The organism is Paenibacillus dakarensis (assembly GCF_001373415.1).
GTDB classification, from domain to species: domain Bacteria; phylum Bacillota; class Bacilli; order Paenibacillales; family Paenibacillaceae; genus Paenibacillus_AQ; species Paenibacillus_AQ dakarensis.
Genome location: NZ_CDSE01000089.1, coordinates 1 through 23796, shown reverse-complemented (window position 1 = coordinate 23796; position 23796 = coordinate 1). Strand labels below are relative to the sequence as shown.

The window sequence follows — 23796 nt, the reverse complement described above, 5'->3', positions numbered from 1 at the left end:
TAGTTAGAAAAATAACAATTTAATTGCTTTCACTCCAAAATGAATACCGAAGCCAATGAGAGATAAGCCGGATAAGACGGAAAGGGCTGTGATTGCCCGCTGGCTGAAAAACTTGCGGAAAATGCTGGACATGCCGGCCATGGTGAAATCCCAGATCAATACACCCAGGATGATGGCTGAACTAAAGATCAACAGATCTCCTGCCGCATATTCTGAAGCAGTCTTTGCGAGTACAGATCCATAGATTCCCAGCCAAAAAAGAATAGTCATGGGATTCGAGATCGACATCAGAAATCCGGAAACGGCGGAGGCGGCGAGTCCTTCTTCTCTCTTATTCGCGCTGATTGTTACCTTACCGGCACTGATCAGGCTTTCGATACCTGTGTAGGTAAGCACAAAAGCACCGAATAACCAAAGAAAAGTCTGCATAAACGGTGTCTTTAGAAAGTGAACAACCCCCATATAAACGAGGACCATGTACAGGATGTCTGCCAGCACGGCTCCAAGCCCAAACAGCCAGGAGTGCCAAAATCCTTTCTTAATCCCCTTGTCCATCTGTGCAGCATTAATTGGACCTATGGGGGCAGACAAGGACAAACCGAGAATCACATAACTTAAGAACAGACTCATGATTTCACTCCGTTTCATGCACACAGTCTTCAGCATTTCATTATCTTTAAAATGCTTGTACACAGTGTATTCCGTCAAAAGTGAAAGTAATACTGTTATAGAAAAAAACATGTCCTACGTGTAACTTCTTGCAGCAGAACGAAAGAAGGGAGGGGAAGAAAATACCGGATATTTTTAAAATCGGCGTAGTTTCTGACACTCATATGCCTCGAATGGCTAAACAGCTGCCTGCAGAACTTGTAAAGGGGATTATTTCTTCGGATTTAATCATCCACGCAGGCGATTGGTCGTCATGGGGTGTATATGAAACTTTGCGTGGAATTGCACCTGTTGAAGGAGTGGCGGGGAATACAGACAGCAAGGAAATTGAAAATCGGCTCGGACTAAGCAAGGTTATTGTCATTGAAGGATTCCGCATCGGCATAGTTCATGGCCATGGAAGTAAAGGGACAACCGAGAGCCGGGCGTTGAGCGCTTTTTCCGGACAAAAGGTGGACTGCATTATATTTGGACATTCACATATCCCGCTTCTGAAACAGATTGGGGATGTGATCCTGTTTAATCCGGGATCTCCAACAGATAAGAGAAGACAGCCGCAGTATTCTTATGGAATTATTGAAATAGAGAATGGTGAGCTCAATATCCGCCATGTTTATTATGATACCAAGGACGCTCCCGAAAAAGATTGGTAATAAGTTAAGGCATATCCTCCTTGAGGATATGTTTTTTTTGTTATCGGCGGCAATTGATTATAATAGGGTCAAAATACTTATTGGGGATAGGGGAGATAATGATGAAAATAGGTGTCATTGGCTTAGGAAGTATCGCACAGAAGGCTTATCTTCCGGTTATGTCAGAAATTGCAGGTGTTGATTGGGTACTGTGTACGAGAAATCAAGCCGTCCTTCGGCAATTGAAAGGAAAATATCGGTTTACCGAGTCTGCCGAGACGATTGAGAAATTGATCGCAAGTGGAATAGATGCAGCTTTTATACATACATCAACAGAGTCACATCCCGCTATTATAGAAACTCTATTAAATGCAGGTATCCATGTATATGTAGATAAACCGGTTAGTTATTACTACGATGATGCCAAGAGATTAACGGAGCTTGCCCAGCAGAAGCAATGTATCTTTATGACTGGCTTTAACCGAAGATATGCTCCCATGGTGTCAGCACTTAAGCAGGTTCCTGAGCGTAGATATATCTATATCGAGAAAAACCGGGTCTACCTTCCGGATTATGCCCGCAGATTTATTTTTGATGATTTCATTCATGTTATAGATACGATTGCTTATTTATCACCGGATCAGGTGCATGATGTTTCCGTATCCGTTCAGGCTCATGACGGGTTACTCTTGCAAGTTATGGTCAAACTCGAGGGTGAGAAGTATACGTCTGTCGGTATCATGAACCGTGACAGCGGTATTACTGAAGAACGTATGGAGGTTATAGGGGCCGGGAAAAAGCATACGGTTCGCAATCTCAATACAGCGATACATTACGAAGATGGAGAAGAGAAGCATAAGTCGTTTGGAGATTGGGAGCCGGTATTAAAACGACGCGGATTTCATGATATGATTGCACATTTCTTGAACTGTGTTTCAGGTAAAGAGCAGCAGTATCCATCGATGGAGGAATCGTTAGAAACTCATCGCCTGTGCGAGCTCATTGTGAAGAAAGCAGAAGAGCAAGGATGTATAGTTTGGAAGCCATAATCCTTTTAAAAGATGGTGAAACAGGTTAATAAGTAATGTTAAGATTTCATACATCTACATATACGGAGGCTAAACATGTCAATAGAGGAAGCGGGGAAGGGTCGTATTCTTATCGGCTTGTCAGGCTGGGGTGACCATGATGACCTTTATGAGGAAGGTACAAAACCGTCTGAGAAGCTGAAGGCATACACCAAGCATTTCCCGATTATAGAGATGGATAATTCGTTTTATGCCATCCCAAGCCCTGAACGAATGGATAAATGGAGCAAGCAAACTCCGGATGATTTCGGCTTTATTGTCAAAGCGTATCAGGGTATGACAGGGCATTCACGCGGCAAAAATCCATACTCTGATATGAAAACGATGTTTGAAGCGTTTAAGGAGTCGGCAGATGTGTTTCGCAGGCAGAATAAATTGAGAACCGTTCTATTTCAATATCCGCCTTGGTTCGATTGCGAAAAAAAACATGTCGAAATCCTGAAGCGGACAAGAGAGTGGATGGACGGGTTTCCAGTGGCACTTGAATTTCGGAATCAGAGCTGGTTTAACCCTGAATATCGGGAGAAGACACTTCAGTTCATGCGAGATGAAGGCTGGATTCACAGTATAGCTGATGAGCCGGCTGCAGGCATAGGTTCCGTCCCTGTCGTACTCACGCCTACTCAGTCTCATGCCACGATGATCCGTCTTCATGGGCGGAATGCAGAAGGCTGGCATTCAAGCGGACAGGCCAATTGGCGTGAAGTCAGATATTTATATCGTTACAACGAAGAAGAATTAAATGAATGGAAGGACAATTTGCACACTCTTTTATCAGGGACCAAGGAGTGCTGGCTTATATTTAATAATAATTCAGGTGGAGATGCGGCAGCCAATGCCAAACAAATGATGGAACTTTTAGGGTTGAATCCGGGTCCGGAGCCGGTTAGACAGATAAAATTGTAAAATTTACCGTATCTATTGGTCTTTTGTATATCATAAACAGCTTGTTTACTCTTTGATAACAGAATTGTCACGAAATATTCTTAAATTCATCTGTTTATGAGATGATTATTATATAAAAAGGTTATTTTCGGTATGGTATGTAAGTGTATTATAATGAAGTTGTAAATGGTAATTCCGTCCTTGAACTATCAAAATAATCTGACGGAGGGAGTCAGCGATGAAGACCCTTGACAGAATGACAGAGGGACCCTGGCAGAAATACCACGGTCCGAATTTAGGGTACATTCAAGACCAGTACGAGAAATTTATGAAAGATCCACAATCTGTGGAGCCGGCATACAGAGAATTGTTTGCCAGTTGGGGATCTCCCCCGTCTTTGCTAAACGATGAAAAGAAAGCGGATACGCAGGTATCCGGTGGAACTATTGACCGTAGTTTGCTGAAAAAAAGTGTGAATGCCGGCAAGCTGGTATGGAACATTAGAACTTATGGTCATCTGGCAGCAGATATTGATCCGATTGGTATCGGAAATGAAGTTGACACACGTCTTCTTCAACCTGAAACTTACCAGCTCAGCCAAGCGGATTTGACTGCCCTACCTGCAGAAGTCGTATGGGAAGAAGCTCCTGGCGATGTTAGGAATGGGTGGGAGGCGATCCAAAGGCTGCAGCAATTATATACGGGAACGATCGCCTATGAATTCAGTCATGTGCACGAAGAAGACGAGCGTAACTGGTTGAACAGCCAAGCTGAATCCGGTACGAGTCTGGCACCTCTGAATGCAGAGGAGAAGAAACACCTTTTAAAAAGATTGTTTGAGGCAGAGCAATTTGAGGAGTTTCTGCATCGTACCTTTGTAGGTGCTAAACGCTTCTCTGTCGAAGGTAATGATGCTCTCATTCCTTTGCTCGACGAAATTGTGCGGGAAATGGCAAACGCGGAAGTAAGCTCCATTCTTATGGGGATGGCTCACCGTGGCCGTTTGAACGTTCTTGCGCATGTTCTCGGCAAGTCTTACAGCAAAATTTTCTCGGAGTTCCTGAACTCCCCGAATAAGCATCTTGTACCATCTGAAGGTTCCATGGGCATTAACTACGGATGGACCGGTGATGTGAAATACCACTTGGGTGCAGATCGTTTCCTGAAGGAAGGAGATGCACGGGAGGTTCGTATTACGCTTGCCAACAATCCGAGCCACCTGGAGTTTGTAAATCCGGTTGTAGAAGGTTTTGCCCGTGCTGCACAGGAAGATCGCAGCGAACCAGGATATCCTAAACAAGATGTTAATAAAGCTGCGACGATACTCATTCACGGTGATTCTGCTTTCCCGGGCGAAGGAATTGTAGCAGAGACGCTTAACTTTAATAAACTTCCAGGATTCCGAAATGGCGGTACGATTCATATTATCGTAAACAACCGTATCGGATTTACGACTGAAGGCAAGGATTCACGTTCTACCCATTACGCAAGTGATCTGGCAAAAGGGTATGAAATTCCGATTGTGCATGTGAATGCGGATGATCCGGAAGCTGTTATTGCAGCAGCTCGTCTGGCAAGCGAATATCGCAATAAGTTCAAGAAGGATTTCCTGATCGATCTGGTAGGATACCGCCGCTATGGCCATAACGAAACCGATGATCCTGAAACAACACAACCGCTCATCTATCAAAAGGTTAAGCAGCATCCAACGGTTGCGAACCTGTATATGAGCCGACTTGTTGAAAGAAATATACTGAGCCAGGATGAAGCTGATCAGTTAAAGACTAAAGTTGTTAACGGATTGAAGGAAGCATATGACAGCGTGAAGTCAAATGAGCCTGTTGACCATGTTCTGCTTGGTCTAAACCCAACCAATGAAAACAGGAAGCGGAAGGTCAAGACTGGTGTATCTGTTGAATCGCTTAGTGCGATCAATACAGAACTCCTTAAGTGGCCGGAAGGTTTTACGGTTTATCCAAAACTTCAGCGCATTCTTGAACGGCGGAGCAATTCTCTTCAAGAAGGTGAGAAGGTAGACTGGGGCCATGCTGAAACACTGGCATTTGCCAGCATTCTGGCAGACGGTAAACCAATTCGTATAACAGGTCAGGATGCAGAACGCGCAACATTTGCACACCGTAACCTTGTATTGCATGATGCTGTTGATGGATCAACATTCTGTCCGCTCCACCAATTGCCGCAGGCCAAAGCATCCTTTGCGATTCATAACAGTCCTCTGTCGGAAGCATCAGTTTTAGGATTTGAATACGGATATAATGTATATTCGCCTGAAACGCTTGTCATATGGGAAGCGCAGTATGGTGATTTTACGAACTGTGCCCAGGTTATCATTGACCAATTCATTACTTCGGGAAGCTCGAAATGGAGACAGAAATCAAGTCTTGTGATGATGCTTCCACACGGATATGAAGGTCAAGGTCCTGAGCATTCCAGCGCAAGGCTAGAAAGATTCCTTCAGCTTGGCGGAGAGGATAACTGGACTGTGGCGAATCTGACCACTTCAGCTCAATACTTCCACCTGCTGCGTCGTCAGGCTTCCATTGTAAACACAGAGGATGCTCGTCCGCTGGTTCTGATGGCTCCAAAGAGCCTAATCCGTAATCCGCGAGTAGCCTCACCAGCTGTGGCTTTCAGTGAAGGCTCATTCCAGGAGGTTATTGAACAGCCTGGTCTTGGACAAACGCCTAAGAAGGTAGAACGTCTTGTATTGTGTTCTGGTAAGGTTGCTGTAGATCTGGAAGAAGCGATCGAAAAGCAGAAAGATGAGGATCATTCTTGGCTGCATATTATCCGGGTAGAGCAATTGTATCCGTTCCCGAAAGAGGAAATTGCACGCATTATGAAGCAATATCCGAATGCTAAGGAGATCCTGTGGGTCCAGGAAGAACCTCAGAACATGGGTGGATGGAGCTACATGGAGCCAAGAATTCGGGAAATTGCACCGAAGGGAACAGAAATTTGTTATTGTGGGCGTCCGGAGCGTTCAAGTCCTGCAAGCGGATACCAGGATGTCCATATTTATGAACAGCAGACGATCATTTCTTTTGCCCTTAATCGTAAAACTATAAAACAACATATCTCATTGGGGAGGTAAGCGGCTGTGAACGAAATAACTGTACCAGCTATGGGCGAATCCATCACCGAAGGAACGATATTCAAATGGCATGTTAAAGAAGGGGATAGCGTAAACATTGGTGATGTTTTGCTCGAGTTAGAAACGGATAAGGTCAATCTTGAAATTAGCGCGGAGGCAAGTGGTGTTATTCAAAAGATCCTTCGCCAAGAAGGGGACAATGTAACGATCGGAGAGGTAATCGGTCAAATTTCCCCGGAAGAAGGAGTAGGTAACGAGCCAAAGACTCCAGAAGCTGAAGCTCCGGCAAATGAACAACCAGAATCTAATACAGCAGCTCCGCAGCCTAAAGCGCCAGCACCTGCGGCTGAGAGTGGAGATGGTTCCATACCTCAAGCTTCACCTGCCGCACGTAAACTTGCTCGTGAACGCGGGATTGATCTGGACCAGGTACAGGGCCGTGACCCAATCGGACGTATCTACCATGAAGATGTGAAGAACCACGGAAATGGAGCAAGCAAACCAGCATCTCAGGCTGCTGCTCCTTCCACTACTGGATCTGCTCCGGTGGTAGAAAATACTGGGAAACCGACAGAACGCAAGCGTATGTCTCGTCGCCGTCAGACGATAGCAAACCGACTGGTGGAAGCTCAACATACAGCGGCAATGCTTACTACTTTTAATGAAGTAGATATGACGGCTATCCTGGATGTCCGCAAACGCCGTAAGGAAGCATTTAAGGAAAAGCATGATGTAGGACTTGGATTTATGTCATTCTTCACCAAAGCAGTGGTGGGTGCATTGAAACGGTATCCTTTACTGAATGCTGAAATTGATGGTGCTGATGTTATTCTTAAGAAATACTATGATATCGGTATTGCCGTTGCTGCAGAAGAAGGATTAGTTGTACCGGTAGTACGTGATGCAGATCGTTTGAGCTTTGCAGAGATCGAGAAGGAAATCGTTGATCTTGCCGGTAAAGCCCGCAGTAATACCCTCTCATTGTCTGAATTACAGGGTGGCACTTTTACTATTACTAACGGCGGCGTCTTTGGTTCACTTCTCTCAACTCCAATTTTGAACACGCCTCAGGTTGGTATTCTGGGTATGCATAAGATCCAGCTTCGTCCAGTCGCGATTGATGCGGAGCGTTCAGAGAATCGTCCAATGATGTACATTGCCCTGTCTTACGATCATCGTATTGTAGATGGTGCGGAAGCTGTCCGCTTCCTTGTAACGGTGAAGGAATTACTGGAAGATCCAGAGTCTCTTCTTCTGGAAGGTTAATAGCTGTTTAGTATAGATAAAGCTGCCCGTCAGAGAACACTCTGTGCGGGCAGCTTTTTATGTACCATTAAAAGAAGCGCTCCTTAGAATAGAGAGCGCTTCTTATTTAATATATATTTGTCATTTACTTATCCTTGTTCTCTACTTCGGAAGCGGGGCGAGGATTCCATTCTTCGGCCTGAGGTTCAACATCTTGATCTTTCTTCACCTTATCCCGTTGTTCCTTGGAGTCTGTTTCCGTACTCTGATGGTTTCTTACTTCATCTCCGGATGGTTGTGTCATGTGAATTCCTCCTTTTTTTAATGTCTGACATGAACTTAATACCCGCTTTGTACTTGCGGCAAACATGAAAGGAATTCTCGAGGCGGGATTGATTTCTCTGATTCAGGAAGTGTAACATGATAGAGACCTAAATTTATTCCATCAGATGATGGCAGTTAAAAGGAGAGGTACATAACATGGAAACTGCAACAAAAACGCTAGTTTTTACAGGTTCATATGCTGAGTCCCATGAAAATGGTATTTGTGTATATTCATTTCTACCAGATACGGGTGATTTAACACGATTGGATCAAGTTTCTGGAATTAAGAATCCTACTTTCCTTAATGTAAATGCAAAAACAAATCGTCTATATGCTATTGGTGAGGTTTCGGAGAACGGGCAAAAGAGAGGTGAGGTCATTACCTTTGAGATTGATCCTTCAACAGGAAGCCTGCATGAATTAAGCCGAATCCAAGGAAGCAGCAGCTCCACATGTCATATACAGCGTGATCCTGAGGATCAATACCTGATCGTCTCCAGCTATCATGGAGGGTGTGTGGGATTGATATCACTTGATGATAACGGTGTGGCGTCGAAGCTGCTGGACGAACAGTTTCATGACAGATATCGTTCAAATGCTGACCAGCAGCCTAGAGCACACTCGGCTTTCTTCAGTCCTGACGGCAAATATGTATTCGTTCAGGATTTAGGTCTGGACAAAATTTTAGCTTATCAAATCAACAAAGCGGATAACGCTCTTGAGTTCCACGGGGAAACTATGCTGGAATCGGGTTCAGGTCCTCGTCATTTGGCTTTTCATCCAAGTGGTAAATATGCCTATGTGATTAATGAATTGAACTCAACCGTAACCGTATTCCGTTACAACAAGGAGGGCAGTTTGGAGACAATCCAGACGTTATCCACGCTTCCTGATGATTTTGCTGGAGAGAGCTATTGTGCGGAGATTGCGGTTTCAGAAGATGGTCAGCATGTTTATGGATCTAACCGTGGGCATGACAGTATTGTAGTATTTGCAGTTGAAGAAAATTCGGGTGAGCTCAGTGCAATTCAGTTCATTTCAACTGAGGGGGGACATCCTCGTCATTTTTCATTCATGCCGGGTGGCCAATTTATGATGGCAGCGAACCGTGACGGCAACAATCTGGTGTTGTTCACAGTAAACCCGGAGAATGGGCTGCTTCATTTTACAGGTAAAACGGTAGAACAATCCAAGCCTGTCTGTGTCAAACCGGCTGTCTTTACCGTATAAGCCATCAAAGAATTAAATTGATATAATCCAGCCGTTCTTTATCGTATGGAGGTCCATTTACGAAAAGAGCGGTTTTTTCGTATGCTCATAAGGATTCACCACCCAAACAATGAGGGTATATGTATTTACATATTGCTAACTTAAATAGGAGGGTGTGTATCCATGTCATCAGGGAAGCGTTTGGAAGGCAAAATTGCAATTGTTACGGGTGCAGGTTCGGGAATTGGTCGAGCTTCAGCTCTTCTTATGGCTGAACAAGGAGCGAAAGTCCTTCTTATAGATATCGACAGTGAACGAGTGGAAAAAGTAAAAGAAGAGATTACCCAGGCTGGCGGCGAAGCGATGACAAGTAATTGTGATATTTCCAAGCCGGAAACATTAAAGGACTGTTATAGAGAGGCTGCCGAAAAGTGGGGTAAAATCGATATCGTTTTTGCTAACGCTGGAATTAACGGTGCGAAGGCTCCGATAGAAACGATGGAGCTCGAGGATTGGGATCGAACAATTCAAACAAATTTGCGAGGTACATTTGCGACGCTTAAATATGCTATTCCTTATCTGAAAGAAAAAGGCGGCAGCATCATTATTACAAGCTCCATTAACGGGAACCGGGTATATACAAACTTTGGCTTCTCTGCATACGCCACAACAAAAGCAGGCCAAGTAGCTTTTATGAAGATGGCTGCGCTTGAACTTGCTCAATTTAACATTCGTGTAAATGCAATTTGCCCGGGCGCCATTTCTACCAATATCGATGAATCCACGAAGGAGACACCTGATCTCAAAGAAGTGACCATTCCTATTGAATATCCACAAGGGGATCAACCATTAGCAAAAGGCCCTGGGCAACCTTCCCAAGTAGCCCAGCTGGTACTGTTTCTTGCTTCGGAGGATTCGTCTCATATTACGGGAACAGAGGTATATATCGATGGGGCCGAGTCACTGCTTCACTAGTTGTTTTATTTGACAAAAACAGCGGTATTCCTCATAATAAACGGATTCGAACAATAGAATTCAGGTGATTATAGATGATGGGGATCGTTGTAGTCGAGGTCTGTGATAATAATGTGTTGAGTGCCTTGGAGCTCGAAGATTTGGAAGAGCTGTACCCTGAAATTGCAGTGCTTCGTGCTGACTGCATGAATCTATGCGGTCTGTGCAAGCTTCGTCCATATGCCTTGGTCAATAATAAACGGGTATTTGGCAAAACGACTGAGGAATGTGTTGAACACATTAAGGCTGCGATCGAAGAAGAACTCGCTATCTTTCATGAGGGTTAACGGTCACAGGAAATATAAAAAAACGGCATGCTTCGCTTATACAGCGAGCATGCCGTTTATTATATTTAGAGCTTAACCAGCAACTACGGCTTCTTCACAAGTGTCAGAGCAGAACCCATGATGAAGCTCTTCACATCGTTCACAGCAAATATGCTGCAGATGGCAGGCGTCGTTCGCACAATTAATGTAACGGTCAGCCGGCTCACCACAGTGATGACATTTGCCTACAATAATATCTTCATCCGTGTGATTAATTGGTACGGATATACGCTCATCGAATACATAACATTTCCCGTCGAAGAGACGTCCTTGTACTTCCGGATCCTTGCCGTAAGTGACAATACCGCCATCCAATTGAGCTACGTCCTGGAATCCCTCTTTTAGCATGAAGCCGGTAAGCTTCTCGCAGCGTATGCCGCCAGTACAGTACGTAAGGATGGTTTTATCCTTAAACTGGCTCATATTTTCACGGATCCATTCAGGGAATTCACGGAATGATCCTACCTCGGGACGGATTGCATTTCTAAAATGGCCGATGTCATATTCGTAGTCTGTACGGCCGTCCAGTACTATAACATCTTCTTGCTGAAGCTGTTCATAGAATTGCTCCGGGGAAAGTCGCTTCCCGCTGATTGTATTCGGATCAAGCTCGTCTTCTACACGGAAGGTTACGAGCTCCTTGCGGTGCCGGACGAACATTTTGCGGAATGAATGACCATCGGACGGGTCGATCTTAAATACCATATCTGCGAACAGAGGGTTGGACTTCATATCCCTCATATACTGTTCTGTCTGTTCAACCGTACCCGAAACGGTTCCATTGATTCCTTCAGACGCTACCAGAATGCGCCCTTTAAGTCCCAGGTCCTTGCAATATTGCAAATGCTCATCCTTGAATGCTTCAGGATCAGCAATAGGTACGAATTTATAATATAACAAAATTTGATAGGACTGTTGTTCTTCAGCCATGAATAATCACCTGTTTTTCTTGTGAGATAGCTGCTTAAATGTATCATTTGGTACCTAGCGAAATGAGGTTTGATAAAAGCAACTTGTATTTGCAAAATACGCACTTACCAAAGTGTAGTAAATTCCTGCAACATAGTCAACTTAAATGTATAGAAAGTTAGCAGGCGGATGTTATTATGGTAATATCGCTTCCTATATTTTAGATGGTTGAACGGTTTTAATCAGAAACTGGAAATTCAAAAAATCACATTGACGTAACTTCAACCTGCATATAAAATATTCATAATATACAATTGTCCACTTATATTTTTTTACCAAAAGACTTTACCGGATCGAAGCGTTTAAGCGTTGTCGCTTTTTGTCGATCACTAATTGTTGTGTTAAAGAGAGGGGTTTGTTTCGTGAAGAAGAAAATGTGGTTATCTTTGACATTGGCAGCAATGCTGCTGACCGCTGTTGGCTGTGGGAATAAGGAAGGTGCTGATACGCCAAAGGCAGGAGCTGATGGGAAAAGTGATCAGAAGACGTTTAAAATTGCAATTTCGCAATATGTAGAACATCCGTCGCTTGATGCTACCCGCGAAGGAATTTTGGCAGCGCTTAAAGACGGCGGAATTGTGGAAGGCGACAATATGAAACTGGATTATAACAATGCCCAGAATGACTCATCCAATAACAATACCATCGCACAAAAATTGGAGAAGGATGATAATGATCTCATAATCGCAATCGCAACTCCATCAGCTCAGGTTGTTGCAGAGAAAGTGAAGGAGACTCCTTTATTGTTCGCAGCTGTTACAGATCCGCTCGATGCAAAATTGGTGAGTGATTTGGAGAAGCCGGGTGGAAATGTAACAGGCGCATCAGATACGAACCCGGAAGCGACGACACAGCTGATGAACTTTGTCAGCACCCATTTTCCGAATGTGAAGAAGGTTGGGCTTATTATTAATGAAGGGGAGCCTAACGCAGTAATTATGTCTAAGACAGCGGAAGCAGCCCTGAAAGAACACGGTATTGAGCTTGTAAAAGCGGCGGTAACCAATACTTCCGAAGTTAAGCAAGCTGCTGAATCACTCGTAGGCAAGGTGGATGCGTTCTATATTACGCTGGACAACAACGTAGTAAGCGGCGTGGACACAATTATAAGCACGGCTCAAGCGAACAAAATTCCGTTCTTCTCAAGCGACCGTGATTCAGTTGAGAAGGGTGCTCTTGCTACCGTTGGGTTTAAATATTACGACCATGGATACCAAGTAGGTCAAATGGCAGTGGATATTCTCAAGAACGGCAAGAAGCCAGCTGATATGAAGATTACGATCCCGGATAAATTGGATTTAATCCTGAATGCGAAGGCAGCAGCCGATTATGGTATTGAAGTAACGGATGCGATGAAGCAGGAAGTCAAAGACCCGGATAACAACATCATTCAGTAAAAGTGAAAGGCGCGGACAACACTGCCCGCGCCTTTGCTTAATCCTATAGGAGGGTATTCGCATGATTGAATTCCTGATTGATTTCGTAAGCGATATAGATGGTCCGATTGAGCTGGGACTGCTATATGCCCTTATGGCGCTTGGTGTCTATATTACGTTTAGAATACTCGATTTTCCTGATTTAACCGTGGATGGAAGCTTCACAACAGGAGGGGCTATTGCTGCTATCCTCATTACCAACGGTGTAAGTCCTTGGCTGGCTACTTTAGGTGCTCTGGCAGGCGGGATGCTGGCAGGCATTTGTACAGGCCTTTTGCATACCAAAGGTAAAATCAACGGGTTATTATCCGGAATTATTATGATGATCGCTCTTTATTCAATCAACCTGAGAATACTGGGGAAGCCCAATGTATCACTAAGCGGTGAGAATACGATCTTCTCAAGTCTGGATCCGATTTACGTTATGCTTGTTATCGTTATCGTGGGGAAGCTCCTTTTGGACGTATTCTTCCGTACGGATTTAGGCTTATCCCTGCGAGCTACCGGTGATAACAAGCGCATGATCCGCAGTTTTGGTGTCAATACAGATAATACAACGATTCTCGGTTTAAGTATCTCGAACGGTCTCGTAGCACTCTCTGGAGCGGTTATAGCACAGCAGTCCAGTTTTGCTGATATTGGGGCAGGGATCGGAATGATTGTCATTGGTCTGGCGTCAGTCATTATCGGTGAGGCGATTCTGGGGACAGGCTCTGTATTCCGGACAACTGCTGCAGTGGTTCTGGGATCAATCATTTATCGTATTGTTGTAGCATTAGCTTATGAGATTGATTGGCTTAAAGTTTCAGATTTGAAGCTGATTACAGCAATTATTGTTATCATATCTTTGGTCGTTCCGACCATTAATAGAAGCATGAAGCAGCGTGCCCAGGCCCGGAAACGTTCCGCTCAGTTACTGGATCAAGGGAATACTGAGGGAGGTGTGTTCTGATGCTGCAAATGAACCAGGTATCGAAGTTGTTTAATCCAGGTACTGTGGATGAGAAGGTTGCTTTAATGAACATCAACCTGCATTTGAATCCCGGAGATTTTGTAACCGTCATTGGAAGTAACGGAGCGGGCAAATCTACGCTTATGAATATTATTTCCGGTGTAATGAAACCGGATGCTGGTGAGGTGAGCATTGAAGGCAATTCCATCGGCAATCTCCCCGAATTCCGGCGAAGCCGCTGGATTGGGCGCGTATTTCAGGATCCCATGGCTGGTACAGCACCACATATGACCATTGAAGAGAATCTTGCGATGGCTTATCGCAGAGGAAAATCCAGAGGTTTAAAAATTGGCGTAACAGCGCTCAAACGGAAAATGTTCAGAGAACAGCTCGGACGTCTTGGCATTGGGCTTGAGAACCGGTTGCGGGCGAAGGTGGGTATGCTGTCTGGCGGTGAACGTCAAGCTCTCAGCCTGTTAATGGCCACCTTTACTCAGCCTCAGATTTTGCTGCTGGATGAACATACGGCTGCGCTTGATCCGGCTCGTGCAGAACTCATTACCCGGTTAACCCAAGAGATTGTCCGGGAGCTTCAATTGACCACTTTGATGGTGACACACAATATGGAGCAGGCGATACGTCTTGGAAATCGTCTTATTATGATGGATAAAGGCCGAATTATTCTTGATGTGAACGAAGAACGCAAACAGCACCTGACTGTTGAGCAGTTGCTGGGTGAATTTGAACAGATTAGCGGGCATAAGCTGTCGGATGACCGTCTTATGCTGGGATAAACGGATACATTTCGCAAGCCTAAGATAAACCAAGGATTACCTGTTTCAGTAAGAGAACCGCATCGAAATGATGCGGTTTTTTGCCTTGTAAATGCATTTGCTGTATGGTTCATCATTATGATAAGTTTAATTCTTAAAATATAAAGAGTATATGATTGTATTCTTAGTGAGGGGTTTGGATGATGACATCGGGTTATACAGCCTTAGACGAGAACCAACCATCGGGGGCACGCAAGTGGCTTCTTTTTGTTGGAATTATATTAATTGCGGTTAACCTACGGGCGGGAATCACCTCCATTGGACCGCTGATTGGAATGATTCGTGATGATACAGGCATCTCGAACACCATTATCGGAATGCTCACAACGGTTCCCCTGCTCGCATTTGCGCTTTTGTCACCCGCAGCTCCGGTGCTTTCGAGAAGATTCGGAATTGAAACGGTGCTGCTCTCCAGTATGATCGTCCTGACAATAGGAATATGGGTTCGTTCCATATCCTCACCATGGACATTGATGCTTGGAACAGCTCTGCTGGGTATGGCGATAGCGATTGGCAATGTGCTGCTTCCGAGTCTTGTAAAGCGGGATTTTCCGCGAAGCATCGGCTTAATGACGGGTACATATTCCATGACAATGAACATGCTCGCAGCCGTGGCTTCTGGTGTTAGCATTCCGCTCGCATCCATACCAAGCCTTGGTTGGCAAGGGTCACTTATCGTGTGGTCGGCCTTGTCAGTGCTTGCCTCCATGGTATGGATCTTTCAGGTGCGTAGACGTGCATCCGTAAGCGGCTCTAACAAGATTGTGACTGTCGCTGCTAAAGGGGGCAGCATAATGAAATCGAAGCTTGCATGGCAGATTACATTATTTATGGGCCTTCAGTCGTTTACCTTTTACGTGAATATATCCTGGCTGCCGGAAATTCTGCACAGTCAGGGTATGGACTATTCTTCGGCAGGCTGGATGCTGTCCATTCTTCAGTTTGTAAGCTTACCGTTCTCATTTATTATTCCTGTGCTTGCAGGGCGAAGACCGAATCAAGTTCTGCTCGTGTTGATTTCGGCAGCGTGTATGTTCACTGGATATATTGGATTGTTATCTGGTGTTCAATCGCTAAATATAGTGTGGGTGATGTTGATCGGTATATCAGGCGGTGCGAATTTCAGCTTATCGCTGATGTTCTTCACACTTCGAACGACTTCGGTTCATGAAGCAGCAGCATTATCCGGTATGGCGCAGTCTTTCGGTTATCTGCTTGCAGCAATAGGTCCTATGCTGATCGGTTATATGCATGATTATACGCATAGCTGGAGCGTGCCGCTGATGATTCTGTCTGGTGTAGTCGTATTGATGCTAATATTTGGACTTGGTGCGGCAAAGCCTGGATATACATCGGGGGCTGCAAAGCCAGTTGGACCCATTTCATAGTTTAAGAGTTTGAATCATGTGAGAGCAGTCGCATACTGGCGGCTGTTCTTTTTTTATTGATCAATGAAAAAGCTCTTTATTATGATCATTTGAAGGTTGGGGAAGAATAGTCAGGGTAAAGCACTAAGGACTTGTTTAATGAATAGAAGAATGTGATATAGAGACTATACAAGCAAAATTGATTCATGAAGAGGAAGTGGAATAATGAACGATTGCATCATTGTCGGTGGTGGCATTGCCGGTTTGCAGGCAGCTATTCAATTGGGTCGCTATAGTGCCTATGATATTCTAGTGATTGATAAGGGAGAGGGAAGGTCAACTTTGTGCCGGAATTACCCAAATATATTGGGCTTTCCGGAAGGAATATCGGGACCTGAACTTCGCTCAAGGGGCAGAAAACAAGCTGAAGCCGTAGGTGTTCATTTTGTAGAGGATACCATCGAACAGGCACAGCATCAGGAAGATTCGTTCGTGCTGACAGGTAAAAGCGGCAGGGAGTATCAGGGCAGGACGATTCTGCTTGCCACCGGATTGACTGATCGCTATCCTGATATACCAGGGCTTGTTCCAACGTTAGGGCGAAGCGTCTATGTATGTCCTGATTGTGATGGATATGAAGTGCAAAACCGGCAAACGGTCGTGTTAGGAGCGGGTAATGCCGGCGCGAACATGGCCATACTGTTATCAGAGCGAACGGAAGATATCACATATATCAATCATGAGAAATCTCAGGTAGATGAGAGCCTTCGGAGTCAATTAAAGGAAAAAGGTATTGTATATGCGGAGAAGGCAGTAAAAGAGGTGTTATGCAAGCAGGACGGAATCATTCAGGGTGTATTGTTGGAGGATGGGGAAAAAATCGAAGCTGAGCGTGGATTTATTGCTTTTGGCGGGAACAAGGTACATTCTGAGTTAGCTGTACAGCTCGGGGCCGAGCTTGAGCATAATCATCATGTAAAGGCGGATCCGAGATCCAAGATGACGAATGTTCCAAATGTATGGGTTGCCGGAGATCTCGGTGTACACTCTGAACTCACAACTGTTGCCATGGGAGATGGCGTGACTGCGGCGGTCTGGATTCATAAAGCGTTGAAGTCCATGAATGAAAATAAATAATATGCCCTATAAATTCGTTAAACGACAATACCCACCGATCAATCAACTTCTTACCGATGTTTGGCGGTGGGTCTTTGCTGTCCTTATTGCTTGTTAGCTCTTTATAGATGGAAGCGTCTCACATGGTTATCTTGTGAAGCATGAAGAAGTATTTCAGCTTGTCTCGGACCGATAAGATCAAAATGAGGATAAGGCTTTCGATGATGTATATACTTAGGGTCAAGTCCGTGTTCCAGGCACCATTGTTCAAGACGGTCCAAGTCACTGCACCCTACCTTCGTTACAGTCTTATACTGAGGAAATCGGGAATCATACCAGTAATGTGTCAGAAATGCGATTTCGCCCTGAGCGACCGCAGCCTTCCATTCTCTTAATTCTTGCTTTGTGATGCCAAAAGCCATGTTTCGTTTCATCTCCGTTTCAGTATTCTTTCCTATTATAGCAGCATATATATAGTGAAGTATAAACCTATAACCGAATGGAAGCGGGTGACATCCATGATTTTGGAGGCATCAACATTATATATCAAATCAGAAGCAGTTAACGAGTTTGAAAGTGCATTCCGGTCAGCTTACGGCATTATTTCGAAGATGAGAGGTTATCTTGGACACGAACTATTTAAGTGTGTAGAGCAAAAAGATCAATATATTTTACTTATCCGGTGGAGTGCCATTAGGGACCATTCCATCGGATTACGTCAATCATCTGAATATACGAGATGGAATGAATTGCTGCAGCCTTATTATGCTTCTGAACCTGGGGTTTTGCATTATATCGACATCCGTATTGAGGGTAGGGAGTATGAGAGGGAACGCTTTAATATTCAAGCGGCTGGAGAGGTCGAATGATAGCGGCATGGAGCGACGGTATGGTATATGTCTTTGAGGTGCATAGCGTATAAACAGGGCTCCGGTTCCACCTCGTGGAATGGGAGCCCTGATATTTAATATACACAAAAAAGTCAGATTAACAGGTGTCTTCAAGCAATCTGTCGAACTTATTATGTTTATTAAATAGATATGCTGAAGGAGTGATTCCCATTTCTAGTTATAATACAGTTCGCGAGTTAGCTGACCGGGTAAGAAGTAATGTCGGTAAGGTTATTGTGGGTAAAGATGAGCTCATTGATAAATTGTTTATTGCATTGGTAACGGCAGGTCATGTGCTTTTGGATGATGTTCCTGGAACAGGCAAGACACTGCTTGCAAAGTCGCTGGCCAAATCCGTCGATTGTTCGTTTAAAAGAGTTCAGTTCACTCCGGATCTTCTGCCTTCTGATCTAAGCGGTATTTACTATTTCAATCAGAAGGTATCGGATTTTGAGTTTCGTCCGGGACCTCTGTTTACGCATATCCTGCTTGCGGATGAAATTAACCGGGCTACGCCTCGCACACAGTCCAGCTTACTTGAATGCATGGAGGAGCGCCAGATCAGCATCGACGGCGTGACTCATCCTCTGGAAAATCCTTTTTTGGTGATAGCAACTCAAAATCCACTGGAACAGCAAGGAACTTTCCCGCTTCCGGAAGCACAATTAGATCGTTTCTTATTCAAGCTGAGCATGGGTTATCCGAGTGCGGATGAAAGTGTACAAATTCTTAAACGATTTAAAGAGGAAACGCCGTTAGAGCAGCTGAAAGCCGCAGCAACGATTCCAGAGCTGTTAGATGCAAGAGAGATAGCTGCAAAGGTATACATAAGTGATGATGTGCTTAAATACATTGTTGATCTTGCGGAGCGTACACGAAAAGATGATTCCATAGCTATGGGAGTAAGCCCAAGGGGTTGCCAAGCACTGCTTAAAGCGGTGCAGGTACAGGCAGTCTTAGAAGGAAGGAATTTTGTGACGCCGGATGATATAAAATATTTAGCTCCTTATACTTGGGCACACCGTATTCTCCTTAAGGGAACAACGCGTATTCGAGGCGGAGCAGGGGCTTCCGAGGCAGTTATTGATCGTATTTTGCAGGAGACATCCGTTCCGACAGAAGAAGTCGTCTCACCATAGGAGGAGTACATATGGGAGCATATTGGATCCTGCTGATAACAGTTGTTGTGGTCATTCTTCAATCGAGCTTTTTCAATCTTCTGGGAATGAAACGAATAACGTACAGCCGATCTTTCAAAGCTGCATCTTGTTTTGAAGGAGAGAACCTGGAGCTGGTGGAAGTCATCGAGAATCGAAAGATGCTGCCTGTGCCCTGGCTCCGTGTAGAATCACAATTCAGGGCGGGTATTATCTTTAGAGGACAACATAATCTGGATATAAGTGAAGGTCAGTTTAACCAGAATCATAAAAGCTTCTTCAGCCTAATGCCTTGGACCAAAATTGTAAGAAGGCATCATGTGACCGCAGCTAAGCGGGGAGTGTACCATCTTGGTACGGTGTCTATTACTTCCGGGGACCTCCTCGGCATTAACTCTTCTGTGCTCAGTATTCCCCTGAGCGGCAAAGTCACTGTCTATCCTGAACCAATGGAAATTGAAGATATGAGTTTGCCTGTTCAGACCTGGATGGGAGATCTAAGCGTCCGCAGATGGATTGTGGAAGACCCTTTTCTTATATCAGGAGTACGAGAGTACCGTGAAGGGGACCCCTTAAAAGATATTCATTGGAAGGCAAGTGCCCGAAGCGGATTATTACAGGTGAGAAGACGTGAGACTACGGCAGATAGCCGAATAAAAATATTATTAAATATTGAAGATCATGAACAGATGTGGAACACGGCTACTAATCCAGATCGGGTGGAACACGGAATTCGTTTGGCCGCGGGCATTGCATCACACTTGCTGTCTCTAGGCATGGAGATTGGATTTGGTTCTAACGGCAGGCTGGCAGATGAACCGAATGAACGAATAAGCATTCCCGTTTCGGGCGGTAGAGAACAAACCCAGCATATCCTTGAAGCTCTGGCAAGATTGGAGCTGAACCGGATTGCTTCTTTTCATGATTATTTGATTCAGGAGCTTGAGGAATTAGAAGACAGGCAGGACATTTTAATATTGAGCACATATATGAGTGAACGATTGGACTCCGTGCTGAACCGATTTAAAGAACAGGGACATCGTGTGCAGATTGCGCTTCTTGAAGAAACGTTTGAACATCAGAAGGAGGCATCAGCATGATTTCCATGAAAAAGGAGATTCCCCGTGTCCTTGGAGCCGGATTAATGGAATGTCTGTTATTTTTTCCGGTGCTCTTTATCCCGATGATCTACCTGGTCCCGCATTCATTAATTATGGTTTGGACTTGCATTACTGTTCTTGGATATGTACTTGGTTTCGCCGGAAGCCGGTTGTTTCGATTAGATACGTTTTTGAAAGTATATCTTTGGGTAATTTTATTGACAGTAAGCATATCCTATTTTTTATTTGGTGCATCGCTTGCGCTTCTCATTGCAGTTCCAAGTTTGTTTATAACCTGCTACCGGGGAGCCCGTCTCGAGCAAATGGGTCTATCTTTTACATATTCCTTACAATACTTCGTCACTGCACTGGGTATCTATGGGGTCAGCAGCTTTGTTTTAAGCTTCATTGACTCTTTTAAGCCATACAATCAGGTGCTTACGATAGCGGGAGCCATAGCAGTAATCACGACAGTATTCGTCGTAAATCGAATATATGTGGAAGAACAAACACTTTCAGGTGCAGAGAAACCGCTTGTTGATCAGCGGGTTCGAAGACAAAACATTGGGATGATCACAGTGCTGCTTCTGCTTATAACGGTCCTAGCTCTTCTTCCAATGCTGAAGCAGTGGATTGTTGGTTTTGGTAAGAGTGCGCTGTCCTGGATTATGGGACTTTTCGGCACACCCTCTGAAGAGCCCACACGGCTTATGGAACAAGCGCCGGCAACGCCGCCAGAGCTGCCATTCCCGTTAGAGCAAGCAGAGTCTTCAGCGTTGGCTGTATTTCTTGAGAAACTGGTTTCCTACGTTGTATTTATTGTTATTGCAGCGTTGGTCGTCTATCTTCTCTATTCGTTTATAAAAATACTTCACAAGGTCATTCATAACATATCAAAATGGATGAACCGCCTGATGTCACGCCAAGCACTGGATGAGGCAAATCTCGGTTATGAGGACGAGGAAATAGAAATTGAGCATGAGAAAGCGGTTGGGCGGTTAAAGCGGCTCCGGTTCAAAGGACGGCGTAAACAGGGATTTATCGGTGACGCTGAATCCAGTGACAATGCTGCACAAATAAGACGTGTTTATAGAAGAATACTAATCCGTAATATACGGGAAGGATACAAATGGAAGTCTTCACAGACACCAAGGGAAACGAAAGCGGATATTACGGAGTGGAATGAAACGAATGAGCCCTTGTCAGATGAGTTCATTAGACTGTATGAACAGGCCAGATACGGCCGGATTCCGATTCGGGATGGCGAACTGAATAACAAGCTGAAGGAGTTACGACATAAATAAGGAGTGAATATTTCGTGTCTGTACAAAAAGATAGTAACGCAGTTATTGATTACGGGGATCTTTCCGTCACAGGAGGGGTTTCTGTATTCTCGGAGGAGTTTGACAGCACCTTTTATTATGAAGGAACAGATTTGGGGCTTACTTATACAAAAGAGAAATCGAGTTTCCGGGTGTGGGCGCCGACAGCCAGTGAAGCTTTTGTCATGCTTTATGAAGCTTGGGACAGTTCATTTGCTCACAAAATTCCAATGAAGCGGGATGTAAAGGGGACGTGGGTCAGCTCGATAGAGGGCGATCTGTCAGGTCGTTACTATACCTATTTGGTTCGAATCGGTAAGCAATGGAATGAGGCTGTTGATCCCTATGCTAAGGCTGTAGGCGTGAATGGGGACCGTGGTGCGATTATAGATATGAGCGAAACGAATCCTGAACGTTGGACTGCTGACCAACCGGAATTTATAAATGCAATGGATGCTATTATTTATGAGCTTCATATCCGGGATTATACCATTCATGCTGAAAGCGGTGTGAAGAATAAGGGTAAGTATTTAGGTCTTGCTGAAACAGGTACCCGGGGACCAGAAGGAATTAATACCGGACTTGATCACATTAAGGATCTCGGTGTAACCCATGTTCAGGTGATGCCGTTTTATGATTTTGCTACAGAAAGCATTGATGAGACCCGGCTAGATGAGCCCCAGTACAATTGGGGGTATGATCCGAAGAATTATAACGTACCGGAGGGTTCATATTCAACAGACCCTTATCGGCCTGAAACCCGAATTCGTGAATTGAAGCAGATGATTCAGGCTATGCACGATGAGGGTCTAAGAGTAATAATGGATGTGGTATATAATCATGTATTTGACGGATATCTCATAAACTTCACGAAGCTGGTTCCCGGTTATTATTTGCGGTATACAGCCGACCGCCAGCTCTCCAACGGGTCAGGCTGCGGGAATGATACAGCAAGTGAAAGGAAGATGATGCGTAAATTTATCGTTGAGTCCATACTGTACTGGGCTGGGGAGTATAACATCGATGGTTTCCGCTTCGACCTTATGGGGCTTCTGGATAAAGAAACTATGAATGAAATACGGCATCGGCTTGATGAGGTTGACCCTTCGATTATTATGCTGGGGGAAGGCTGGATTATGGAGACGGAGCTAGCTAAAGACCTGCGTGCCAATCAGCTTCAGGCAAAGGAAATGCCAAGAATAGCTCACTTTAATGACGGATTCCGCAATACGGTTAAAGGGGATGTTTTTGTCGCCGATAAGAAAGGGTTTATCAGCGGCGGTACTTCTCTAGAAACAGAGATGAAAAAAGCGATAGCAGCAGGTATTCAATACAACAGTGAGATCACCTCATTCGCTATAGAACCAGACCAGACCGTTAATTACGTTGAATGCCATGACAATCACACCCTGTGGGATAAAATTGAACTGAGTACAATGGGAGAGAATAATGAAGTTCGCCAGGCTATGCACCGTTTAGCCTCGTCTATCCTTCTAACCAGTCAGGGGATACCATTCATTCACGCTGGCCAGGAATTCTATCGCTCTAAGGGCGGGGAGGAGAACAGTTATAACTTAAGTGATGAAGTGAATCAGCTTGACTGGAAACGAGCTGCAGAACATCGTGATGCGATCCAGTTTATGAAACAGCTAATCAAGCTTCGCCATGAGCATCCGGCTTTTAGAATGAAAGATGCAGCATCTATACGCACTCATCTGGTATTTGAGGAAGCTCCGCAGCATGCTGTTGCTTATTCGATCCGGAACCATGCAAACGGAGACCCGGAGAAGCATTTATATGTACTGCACTATGCCGGAAGATCTGCCGCGCAAGTAAACCTACCTAATCTTGGATCATGGGAGATCTTATTCGGCAAGGAATTTGTTGAACAGTATAACGATTCAATCATCAGAGTTAACGGAATTGGAACCGTGGTTCTGGGTTGCAGAGACTAGTGCTTTGGTCACCATATTTATAGATATAACAAGTGTGCACGGATGAAATTGAAGTGCACACTTTTTTCTTATGATTAAGTTTAAGAACCTTAAATGAAATTTGGAAGGTGGAAAAAGTTACAACTTGCTAATTTCCTGGAATATGTGATACATTATTAATCGCTGATCGATATGGCGGTCGTGGCGAAGGGG

22 protein-coding genes are annotated in these 23796 nt (G+C 44.5%); 18 read left to right on the top strand and 4 right to left on the bottom strand.

Going from position 1 to position 23796, the window contains the following annotated elements; all coding sequences use genetic code 11:
• Positions 1-3: 3 nt before the first annotated feature.
• Positions 4-630 carry a LysE family transporter gene (locus tag BN1234_RS19325; protein WP_054958282.1) on the bottom strand — a complete coding sequence of 209 codons (627 nt, stop codon included), beginning with the start codon at positions 628-630 and terminating at the stop codon, positions 4-6.
• Between the two features lie 128 nt (positions 631-758).
• On the opposite strand from BN1234_RS19325, the gene BN1234_RS19320 reads away from it, so the two are divergent.
• The 5 genes from BN1234_RS19320 (at position 759) to odhB (ending at position 7655) form a co-directional block, all read left to right on the top strand.
• Positions 759-1322: a metallophosphoesterase family protein gene (locus BN1234_RS19320; RefSeq protein WP_281177660.1), complete on the top strand. Its 564-nt coding sequence runs from the start codon at positions 759-761 to the stop codon at positions 1320-1322.
• A 98-nt stretch (positions 1323-1420) separates the two neighbouring features.
• Positions 1421-2350: a Gfo/Idh/MocA family protein gene (locus tag BN1234_RS19315; protein ID WP_245640226.1), complete on the top strand. Its 930-nt coding sequence runs from the start codon at positions 1421-1423 to the stop codon at positions 2348-2350.
• 75 nt (positions 2351-2425) lie between these two features.
• Entirely contained in the window at positions 2426-3295 is an 870-nt protein-coding gene (locus BN1234_RS19310) for a DUF72 domain-containing protein (protein ID WP_054958269.1), read from the top strand.
• A 217-nt stretch (positions 3296-3512) separates the two neighbouring features.
• Entirely contained in the window at positions 3513-6389 is a 2877-nt protein-coding gene (locus BN1234_RS19305; RefSeq protein ID WP_054958268.1) for a 2-oxoglutarate dehydrogenase E1 component, read from the top strand.
• A gap of 6 nt (positions 6390-6395) precedes the next feature.
• Positions 6396-7655, top strand: a complete 1260-nt coding sequence (gene odhB / locus BN1234_RS19300) for a 2-oxoglutarate dehydrogenase complex dihydrolipoyllysine-residue succinyltransferase (RefSeq protein WP_054958267.1) — start codon at positions 6396-6398, stop codon at positions 7653-7655.
• Positions 7656-7779: 124 nt separating this feature from the next.
• On the opposite strand, the gene BN1234_RS22555 is transcribed toward odhB, so the two are convergent.
• Positions 7780-7938 carry a hypothetical protein gene (locus BN1234_RS22555; protein ID WP_170308086.1) on the bottom strand — a complete coding sequence of 53 codons (159 nt, stop codon included), beginning with the start codon at positions 7936-7938 and terminating at the stop codon, positions 7780-7782.
• A gap of 176 nt (positions 7939-8114) precedes the next feature.
• Between BN1234_RS22555 and BN1234_RS19295 the strand changes: the two genes are divergently transcribed.
• The 3 genes from BN1234_RS19295 to BN1234_RS19285 all read left to right on the top strand — a co-directional run bounded on the left by BN1234_RS19295 (position 8115) and on the right by BN1234_RS19285 (position 10468).
• On the top strand, positions 8115-9188 hold the full coding sequence (locus BN1234_RS19295; RefSeq protein ID WP_054958266.1) for a lactonase family protein: 1074 nt from the start codon (positions 8115-8117) through the stop codon (positions 9186-9188).
• 162 nt (positions 9189-9350) lie between these two features.
• Complete coding sequence (locus tag BN1234_RS19290; RefSeq protein ID WP_054958265.1) at positions 9351-10142, top strand: SDR family oxidoreductase; 792 nt, start codon at positions 9351-9353, stop codon at positions 10140-10142.
• Positions 10143-10219: 77 nt separating this feature from the next.
• Complete coding sequence (locus tag BN1234_RS19285) at positions 10220-10468, top strand: YuzB family protein (protein ID WP_054958264.1); 249 nt, start codon at positions 10220-10222, stop codon at positions 10466-10468.
• 72 nt (positions 10469-10540) lie between these two features.
• Here the strand turns inward: BN1234_RS19285 and trhO are convergent, their stop codons facing one another.
• A complete protein-coding gene (trhO, locus tag BN1234_RS19280; protein ID WP_054958263.1) occupies positions 10541-11437 on the bottom strand; it encodes an oxygen-dependent tRNA uridine(34) hydroxylase TrhO in 897 nt (298 codons plus the stop codon).
• Positions 11438-11838: 401 nt separating this feature from the next.
• Here trhO and BN1234_RS19275 point away from each other — a divergent pair, with 401 nt between their 5' ends.
• The 5 genes from BN1234_RS19275 to BN1234_RS19255 all read left to right on the top strand — a co-directional run bounded on the left by BN1234_RS19275 (position 11839) and on the right by BN1234_RS19255 (position 17201).
• Positions 11839-12873 (top strand): ABC transporter substrate-binding protein, encoded by a 1035-nt coding sequence (locus tag BN1234_RS19275; RefSeq protein WP_054958262.1) that lies wholly within the window; start codon positions 11839-11841, stop codon positions 12871-12873.
• Between the two features lie 61 nt (positions 12874-12934).
• Positions 12935-13864, top strand: a complete 930-nt coding sequence (locus BN1234_RS19270; RefSeq protein ID WP_245640225.1) for an ABC transporter permease — start codon at positions 12935-12937, stop codon at positions 13862-13864.
• Complete coding sequence (locus tag BN1234_RS19265) at positions 13864-14658, top strand: ABC transporter ATP-binding protein (RefSeq protein WP_054958261.1); 795 nt, start codon at positions 13864-13866, stop codon at positions 14656-14658. Before BN1234_RS19270 ends, BN1234_RS19265 begins: the two co-directional genes overlap by 1 nt.
• A gap of 179 nt (positions 14659-14837) precedes the next feature.
• The gene (locus tag BN1234_RS19260) at positions 14838-16085 is read left to right on the top strand and encodes a CynX/NimT family MFS transporter (RefSeq protein ID WP_306455099.1); all 1248 of its coding nucleotides are present in this window, start codon (positions 14838-14840) and stop codon (positions 16083-16085) included.
• A gap of 204 nt (positions 16086-16289) precedes the next feature.
• On the top strand, positions 16290-17201 hold the full coding sequence (locus BN1234_RS19255; protein ID WP_054958259.1) for an NAD(P)/FAD-dependent oxidoreductase: 912 nt from the start codon (positions 16290-16292) through the stop codon (positions 17199-17201).
• Between the two features lie 101 nt (positions 17202-17302).
• Here BN1234_RS19255 and BN1234_RS19250 read toward each other — a convergent pair whose 3' ends face one another.
• The gene (locus tag BN1234_RS19250) at positions 17303-17602 is read right to left on the bottom strand and encodes a hypothetical protein (protein ID WP_054958258.1); all 300 of its coding nucleotides are present in this window, start codon (positions 17600-17602) and stop codon (positions 17303-17305) included.
• Between the two features lie 54 nt (positions 17603-17656).
• Between BN1234_RS19250 and BN1234_RS19245 the strand changes: the two genes are divergently transcribed.
• The 5 genes from BN1234_RS19245 (at position 17657) to pulA (ending at position 23604) form a co-directional block, all read left to right on the top strand.
• Positions 17657-18049 (top strand): antibiotic biosynthesis monooxygenase family protein, encoded by a 393-nt coding sequence (locus BN1234_RS19245; protein ID WP_245640224.1) that lies wholly within the window; start codon positions 17657-17659, stop codon positions 18047-18049.
• Between the two features lie 182 nt (positions 18050-18231).
• On the top strand, positions 18232-19209 hold the full coding sequence (locus BN1234_RS19240; protein WP_054958256.1) for an AAA family ATPase: 978 nt from the start codon (positions 18232-18234) through the stop codon (positions 19207-19209).
• 11 nt (positions 19210-19220) lie between these two features.
• The gene (locus BN1234_RS19235) at positions 19221-20327 is read left to right on the top strand and encodes a DUF58 domain-containing protein (RefSeq protein WP_054958255.1); all 1107 of its coding nucleotides are present in this window, start codon (positions 19221-19223) and stop codon (positions 20325-20327) included.
• Positions 20324-21631, top strand: coding sequence for a DUF4129 domain-containing protein (locus BN1234_RS19230; RefSeq protein ID WP_054958254.1), 1308 nt, complete (start codon positions 20324-20326; stop codon positions 21629-21631). The genes BN1234_RS19235 and BN1234_RS19230 overlap by 4 nt, the downstream gene beginning before the upstream one ends.
• Before the next feature lie 14 nt (positions 21632-21645).
• A complete protein-coding gene (gene pulA, locus BN1234_RS19225) occupies positions 21646-23604 on the top strand; it encodes a type I pullulanase (RefSeq protein WP_054958253.1) in 1959 nt (652 codons plus the stop codon).
• The last annotated feature ends 192 nt before the right edge of the window (positions 23605-23796 follow it).